The 6,611-nt window shown below is 68.9% G+C and carries 7 protein-coding genes; all 7 read right to left on the bottom strand.

What is annotated here, in order from left to right; translation table 11 throughout:
- Nucleotides 1-590 precede the first annotated feature (590 nt).
- Nucleotides 591-881 carry a hypothetical protein gene (locus AB0F82_RS12160; protein WP_362626103.1) on the bottom strand — a complete coding sequence of 97 codons (291 nt, stop codon included), beginning with the start codon at nt 879-881 and terminating at the stop codon, nt 591-593.
- A 53-nt stretch (nt 882-934) separates the two neighbouring features.
- Nucleotides 935-2,362, bottom strand: a complete 1,428-nt coding sequence (locus AB0F82_RS12155; RefSeq protein ID WP_362626100.1) for a DUF6177 family protein — start codon at nt 2,360-2,362, stop codon at nt 935-937.
- A 25-nt stretch (nt 2,363-2,387) separates the two neighbouring features.
- Nucleotides 2,388-2,714, bottom strand: a complete 327-nt coding sequence (locus tag AB0F82_RS12150) for a hypothetical protein (RefSeq protein ID WP_362626098.1) — start codon at nt 2,712-2,714, stop codon at nt 2,388-2,390.
- 76 nt (nt 2,715-2,790) lie between these two features.
- Nucleotides 2,791-3,423, bottom strand: a complete 633-nt coding sequence (locus tag AB0F82_RS12145; RefSeq protein ID WP_362626096.1) for a hypothetical protein — start codon at nt 3,421-3,423, stop codon at nt 2,791-2,793.
- A 146-nt stretch (nt 3,424-3,569) separates the two neighbouring features.
- Nucleotides 3,570-3,857 (bottom strand): hypothetical protein, encoded by a 288-nt coding sequence (locus AB0F82_RS12140; RefSeq protein WP_362626094.1) that lies wholly within the window; start codon nt 3,855-3,857, stop codon nt 3,570-3,572.
- Nucleotides 3,858-3,869: 12 nt separating this feature from the next.
- A complete protein-coding gene (locus tag AB0F82_RS12135) occupies nt 3,870-6,230 on the bottom strand; it encodes a hypothetical protein (protein WP_362626091.1) in 2,361 nt (786 codons plus the stop codon).
- On the bottom strand, nt 6,227-6,610 hold the full coding sequence (locus AB0F82_RS12130; RefSeq protein ID WP_356812741.1) for a DUF6507 family protein: 384 nt from the start codon (nt 6,608-6,610) through the stop codon (nt 6,227-6,229). The genes AB0F82_RS12135 and AB0F82_RS12130 overlap by 4 nt, the downstream gene beginning before the upstream one ends.
- Nucleotide 6,611 lies beyond the last annotated feature (1 nt).

Raw genomic sequence — 6,611 nt, 5'->3', positions numbered from 1 at the left:
GATGGATCACCCTTCCGCCCCCCGATATCGCCCCCATCAGCCCCAGCTGAGGGCGAGACGCCGTCGTCGGGGAGCGCGTAGCGATCGATGGCGGCCTATGCCCAGCCCAAGGGGCTCGCAGGCGCCGTCTGTCAGGAGCGCGTAGCAATTGGTGGCGGCTTATGCCCAGCCCACGGGCTCGCAGGCGCCGTCGTCGAGGAGCGCGTAGCGATTTGACGCGCACCGGGCTCCGCCCGCGCATCGCTGGCCGCCCCGTCTCTTGCTCGATCCCCCGGCCCATTCCTTTGGGGGCTTCCCGGCAGTCTTTCGGATTTCCGTGGCGGGACGGTCGGTCAAGGGTGGCCGAAGGCCATCACGAAGTGACGCGACCGCAGGGAGCGCCCTTGACGGGCCGGCCCGACACGGAGAGACGATTGGGACTGCCGGGAAACCCCCAGCACAACCCTGACACCGCCCAAGCGACTCCCGACCTCCCGAAGCCCCCGCCGCGCCCTTCCAGTCCCGGCCCCGGCCCACCCGGCCCCACCCCGCCCCGCCCCGCTAGCCGCGGGCATCAGCATGACCAGCAATCCCAGCCATCCCCCACGTCGTCACCCCGGCGGCATCGGCTGCTGCGAAGCGCCATTGAACAGATGGGCATACATGGCGCGAAGGTAGACCTTCAGGCTTTCCCTGTCAGGGAATTCGATATCAGTCAGTCGTTCATATTCGGCCGGACCGAAGGAATCATCGGCAATAATCTGCTCGAATCCCGCACGGGCCAGCTCCACATAGGAGTCGCTGAAGCTCAGCAAAGTGGGCCGCAGGCAGCCACCCACGTAGTAGCCCTGCTCAAGGTTCAAATGGCTCTGAAGAAGTTCCTGTACGAGGGTCCACTGCAATCTTTCGCTATGGACGGAAGCCGGGGCATGCCCGCACCGGCCTCCGTCGTCGGTCAGGCGGGCGGCGCGCCGCGCAGGTGGCGCAGGAGGCGCTCCAGGGCGGCCCAACTCTCGGCGGTCTCGGCGTCGCCGAGTGCGTAGTAGAAGCCCGGCCGGGTCTTCGGGCCCAGTTGCACCGGGCGTTGCTTGAGCGGCGTCCTGCTCGCGGTGTCGCGCCCCGCCTCCTGGACCTCCGCCGGACCGAGTACGAACGCGTACGGCAGCGGCGGGTGCTCGTAGTGGGGTGGGGCGCTCAGGTCCCGGCGGGCTTCGCGCAGCTGGCACAGCATGGTCTTGAGCCCGTACCGGGTCACCAGCTCCTCGGCCAGCTCCGGCAGCGCGCCCAGCGGTATCTCCTCGCCCGGCCCGAAGCCGACGGTGAGGGTGACGTCCTCCTCCACCCCCTCCGGGGTGCGGATGACGCGCAGGGTGGCGACGGCGGGCCGGTCCGGCGTGCCGACGACAACGGTCCAGGTGGAGCGCGGGGCCCGCTCGTACGCCAGCTCGGTCAGCTGGCGCCGCGACCAGCTCAGGCCGGCCGGCTCCGAGGTCCCCCAGCCGGCCGGCAGCCCGCCGGTGAGCGCCTGCCAGGCGGCCTCGAGCGCGCCGCCGAGAACGAGGTCCGCCGTGGGGCGGTGCAGGGTGCGGAAGGAGACGGTGAGCTGACGCTCACCGGTGGGCCCGGCCTCCGTGAAGGCGTCGGCCACCGGCGTCTCGCCGTTCTCGTCGCGGGCCGGAGCGAAGGTGTCGTCCTGCCATGTGAGGACGGCGCCCGTGAGGCCGTCGTAGTAGCCGCAGCGCTCGTCCTGCACCACCCACCGGGAGGGCATGGACTGCAGCAGCAGGCGGGTGGGCGTGGAGAGGCGGCAGTGCGGCGGGGTGACGATCTGCAGGGACCGGTCGCTCTCCACGGTGGCCCGCAGCGCCTCCGAGAGCCAGCTCGTCATGGGGATGACCGGGCGGTCCTGGAGCACCACGGCGGCCTTGTCGGTGAGCATGTCGACGGCCGGCTGGGCGGCGGCGGGGGCCGGTACGGCGGTGATTCCCGAGACGTCGACGGGGCGGGCCGCGCCGACGGTGCCCGGGGCGTCCGGCGGCCACACCTTGCCGCCCAGGAGCATCGTCAGACGGGCCGCGAAGGCTCCGGCGAGCTGCTCGGCCTGCGGTACGCCCGCGGCGGCGCGGGCCTCGACCCACCACGCCGGGCCGTCGCCCGACAGCTCAGCGCCGGACCCCAGCAGCCGGGCCGCCTCGCCCGGCACCTGGAGCATCAGCGGGACCTCGATCGAGACGAGCGGCCGGCCGTCGGCGTCGCACAGCTGGACCACGGCGCCCTCTCCGGCGGACTCGACCACCAGGTCCGGGCCGCCCGCGAGCAGGCCCGCCAGGACGCTGAGCGCGTCCGGCATGCGCTCGGTGAGCGCGATCACGTCCTTGGTCATGCCGTGTTCCTTGTCGTCATGTCTTTCAGTGCGTTTCTGTCGGTGCTTCGCGGACCTCCGCACGCACGCGTTCGTTTCCGAAGGCCGACAGGTACTCGCCGAACCGTCGACCCTCCGGTCCCTGCTCGTGGAAGACGATGGGGACGCCATCGATCAGCGCACGCGGGGAACAGCTGATGTCGAGCACGCTCATGGCCGACTCCACGTCGCACGAACTCTTCTCACCCGTCGCCAGTGACCGCACGCCCCGGCCGACGGCGTCCCTGACGTCGTTCAGCAGCACCGGGAGCGTGTCCGTGTCGAACAGCTCGCCCAGCTCGCCCTCGAAGTACTCGCTGTCGGCGGGCCGCACCCTGCAATTGACGACGGACCTACAGGGACCGGCCCCTGATCCACCCCTTGTCCAACTGAGTTCGTCGCCTCGCCCATCAGCCGAACGTCGCATTGGTGAGGTCCGGTCCCAGCCCGTCGATGATGTCGGGAGCCGCGAGTCCGTAGCCCTCGGCCCGGCCGTAGTACGTCGCCTCGCCGGGTTCCGCCTCGGCGCCGAGCACCTGCTCGAGCTCCTGCAGGGCGGCGGCGAGCCGCGGTGCGTTGTTGGCGTGGATGAGCGGCTGCGGCACACCCCGGAAATCACATTGAGCCCAGACATCGTGGTGCACGGACAGTTCGACCCAGATATCCGTCTCGTCGAGCGCCACATAGAGATCCACCAGCCGGTGCTCTCGATGCCGTTCACCGGCCGCGTCGAACCAGGCGCCGTCTCCCAGCAGCGTGATCGAGCTGATTCGCGCCTGCGGATGGCGGGCGCGCAGCCATCCGGGACATGCCGGACTGGCGAGCGACTTCGCGCTGACGCTCAGGCGGCTGGAGCCCGCGAGGCCGCCTCTGCCGGCGTGAGACCAATCCCACTCGACTGAATGCAGCTCCAACAGATCGTGCTTCGTGAGGACGGCGCTCATACGTGCTGCGGTCGCAAGCCCGAACCCCGGACCGGAACCCGTCGGGTCGTCCAGGATCCAGGTCCACGAGCCGCTCTCCTTGGGCGCGCGCATCAGCATGGTGGGCAAACTCTCCTGCGCAGGTGCAGCATCGCTGCGGAAATGTGGCGACGGGTTCACCGCGGGTGTCGTGCGGCCGGTTCAAGCGGCGAGCAGCGCCTTGGCGCGACGGAGGCGCCACGCTCGGCCAGCAGCGAGACGTGCCTCTACTCCGGGGGCAGCGGCTGCTTGGGCGCACCCTTGAAAAGGTAGTCGTACACGCCCTGAAGATAGGTCCGGAGGGTCTCCCTGTCGGGGAACTCAATATCCGTCAGCCGCTCATATTCAACCGGCCCGAATGAATCATCTGCCAGCGCCTGCTCAAATCCTTCACGGACCGCCTTGACAAACGACTCGTTGAATCCCAGCAACGTGGGCCTGAGGTAGCCAGTGGTGTCATAGCCTTCCACGTGGTTCAAGTACCCCGTGACAAACCGCTCGAATCGCTCGTCCATTTAGTCCTTCTTTTACGGGTGCCGGCCGGGTGCCGGGTTGGCGAACATAGTATGCAGGGTCAGTTTGCCATCGTGGATTCGGTAGCCGGGAACGATGGTTCCGCCCTCGAAGTCGACCGGCTTGAAGTCGGTCAGGTTGCTCGGGTCGCGATAGTAACCAGTGAATCTCTCATGAGCCTTCGCACCCAATACGTCCGCGATGGATGTGTCCTTCGGCATCTCTCCGGTTCGCGCATACTCGGCACGGAAATACTCGTCCGCCCGTACCATATCTTCCGCATTGCCGAAGCGGGTGGCGTAGGGGCCGACACGGTGCACCCCGCCGTGGACGCCGTCCACCCTGCTACCGGTCAACGGGTCGATGTTGTTCTCTGACTTCACGAGACCCGGATAGTGCGAGTTCGGCCCGTACAACTTCGGCGCGCCGTTGGCGTCGCGGAGTACCGTGCCGAGCCGGTCGATGAGCGCCTGGTCGGCAGGGTAGAGGTGACGGCCTGGTGCATGGCCCTCGCCGCCCTGCCGGTCGTCCAGTTCCTTGATGCGCTCGTCGACCACCTTGGGGTCCAGCGGCGGGTCGCCGGCCCCGCCGGGCGAAGCGTCGGGGGCATCGCCCTGGCCGCCTCCGTCACCGGAGTTGCCCGAGGCGTCGTGGCCGCTGCCGTCACCCTGGTGGGGAACGCCGGAGCCATCGCCGTGGTGCGTACCGCCCGAGCTGCCGCCGGAACCGTCGCCACCGGTCGTGGCCGTGTCGCCATGCGCGGCCGTGCCGCCGCCCGTTGTGTGGGGGGCGGTGCCGCCGTGTGTTCCCGCTCCCCCGCCGCCAGACGTGGTGTGGCTGTTGTGGGCCGTGTTGTGGCCGGGGCCTCCCGAGGTGTGGGAGGCCGCGCCGCCGACGGAGTGGTTGGTCGCACCGCCCGGGGCGTGGGATCCGCCCGCGGGGTGCGCCGGGCCCGTCGGGTGGCCCGTGGAGTTCTCCGCGTGGCTGGGGCCGCCCGCGCCTTCGAGGACGCGTTCCCTGACCGGGGCCGGCTCGTGGGTGTTGGGCAGGTCGTCCTTGTGCGGCTCCCGGACCGGCTCGGTGTCGGGGACGACGTTGCCGTGCTCGTCGCGGATGATGCCGTCGTGGCCGATGACGCGCTTCTTGCCGTTCGGGTCGGTGTACTCGTGGCCGGCCGGGGGCGGGGTCGCTTCCACCGGGTGCGGGGAGGTTCCGCCGGGCATGCTGTGGGCCATGTCGTCCACGCCCGCACGGCTGGCCTTGAAGCCCTCCATGAAGTCGCCGACCTTGATCTTCGTGACGTTGGCCGCCTTGCCCAGGTAGCTCATCGGGTCGACGAGCACGCCCGCCTTGCCCACGGCGGTCGCGATCTCCGAGCCCACGCCCAGCTTTCCGGCCCTGCCGAGCTTGAGGAACGAACCAGCGCCGATGGTCAGGATGTTGAACACCACCGTCCCGCCGGCCCGCGCCGGGTCCTTGCCCCACTCGTCCCACGCGACCAGCGACTTGCCGAAGTTGCGCAGGGCGGCCTTGCTCTTCTCCCGGTCGCTGTGGTCGACCGGGCCGAACATCTTGTCCATCGCCCAGTCGTAGGGCGTGATGATGTAGCCGCTGACACCGGCGAAGACGTCGCCGATGCCCGACCAGGTCTTCTTGAAGGTGTCCATGTCGAACACGTTGACCATGTTGCCGAGGCCCTTGAGGGTGCCCCAGACGCCGTCGACGAAGAAGCCCTTGAGGCCGCCGCCGACGTTGTCCTTCGTCCACTCCCACGCGGCCCGAAGGCCCGTGTACTCGCGCTCGTCGGCCGTCCCCCAAGGCGTCTCCTTGGCGTCCTTGACGTCGCTCTCCTTGAAGCCGTACATGCCGGCCTTGTGCGAGCCGTCGTCGACGACGAAGTGCGTGCCGCCCACCAGGGTGGTGATCTTGTTGGCCGCGTCGCGCTCGACGCCCTGGAACGCCACCCACGTCACGCCGACCTCGCGGACGAGGCGCGCGTTCTCGTCGATCTTGCCCTGGTCCTGCTGCCAGTCCTCGTCGTCCTTGTTGTCCGCGACGAACTTCTCCGCATCACTGCGGAGTTGCTTCATCTTCGCCACCAGCGGCCGGGCGGTCGACGCGAAAGTCGTCAGCGCACCGCTGACCGACTCCAGCTTCGTCGCGAACGCGTCCGCCTTGTCCCGGACGGGAATCGTCGAGTTGAGCAACTCCTCCTGTTCGGGAGCGTCATAGACCGGGTCCAGTGCCTGGAAGGCGTTGTGCACGTCTCTGCCGGTGCCGCGGATGCTGGAGGCGGTCGTCTTGAGCGCGGCCGCGTGCGTCTCCAGGGTCTCCAGGTTGCCGGTGAAGGTCGGTATCTTCCCGACGTCGATCACTTCTTGGGACCCTTCAGCTCTTCCGCGGTCGGAGCCTTGGAGTACTCCTCCTGCTTGTTCTTCGCCATCTGCAGGTCGCCCTTGACGTACTCCTCAGTGGCCAGGCGTGCCCCGGTGATGGACTTTCCCGTCCGGACGGGAAGGAACTTCAGGTCGTTTTCCGTTCGCTGCTGAAACTCGAGCAAGGCCTGGGCCACAGGGCCGAACGCGCCCTCCTTGGGCAGCTCGGTCCCGCCCAGCACCATCGTGCCCGCCCACGTCGCGGCGCCGACCAGGCCGTCGCTGTACGACGTGAACTCTTCCTCGAACTTACTGCCCGCTTCGGCGGTTTTGTTCAGGACGCCTTGGACGCCGGCCGGCTTGATGTCCCACGTAGACACG

Origin of the sequence: Streptomyces virginiae (genome assembly GCF_040638905.1) — a bacterium.
Taxonomy (GTDB): domain Bacteria; phylum Actinomycetota; class Actinomycetes; order Streptomycetales; family Streptomycetaceae; genus Streptomyces; species Streptomyces virginiae_B.
This window is presented reverse-complemented; position numbering and strand designations above follow the sequence as displayed.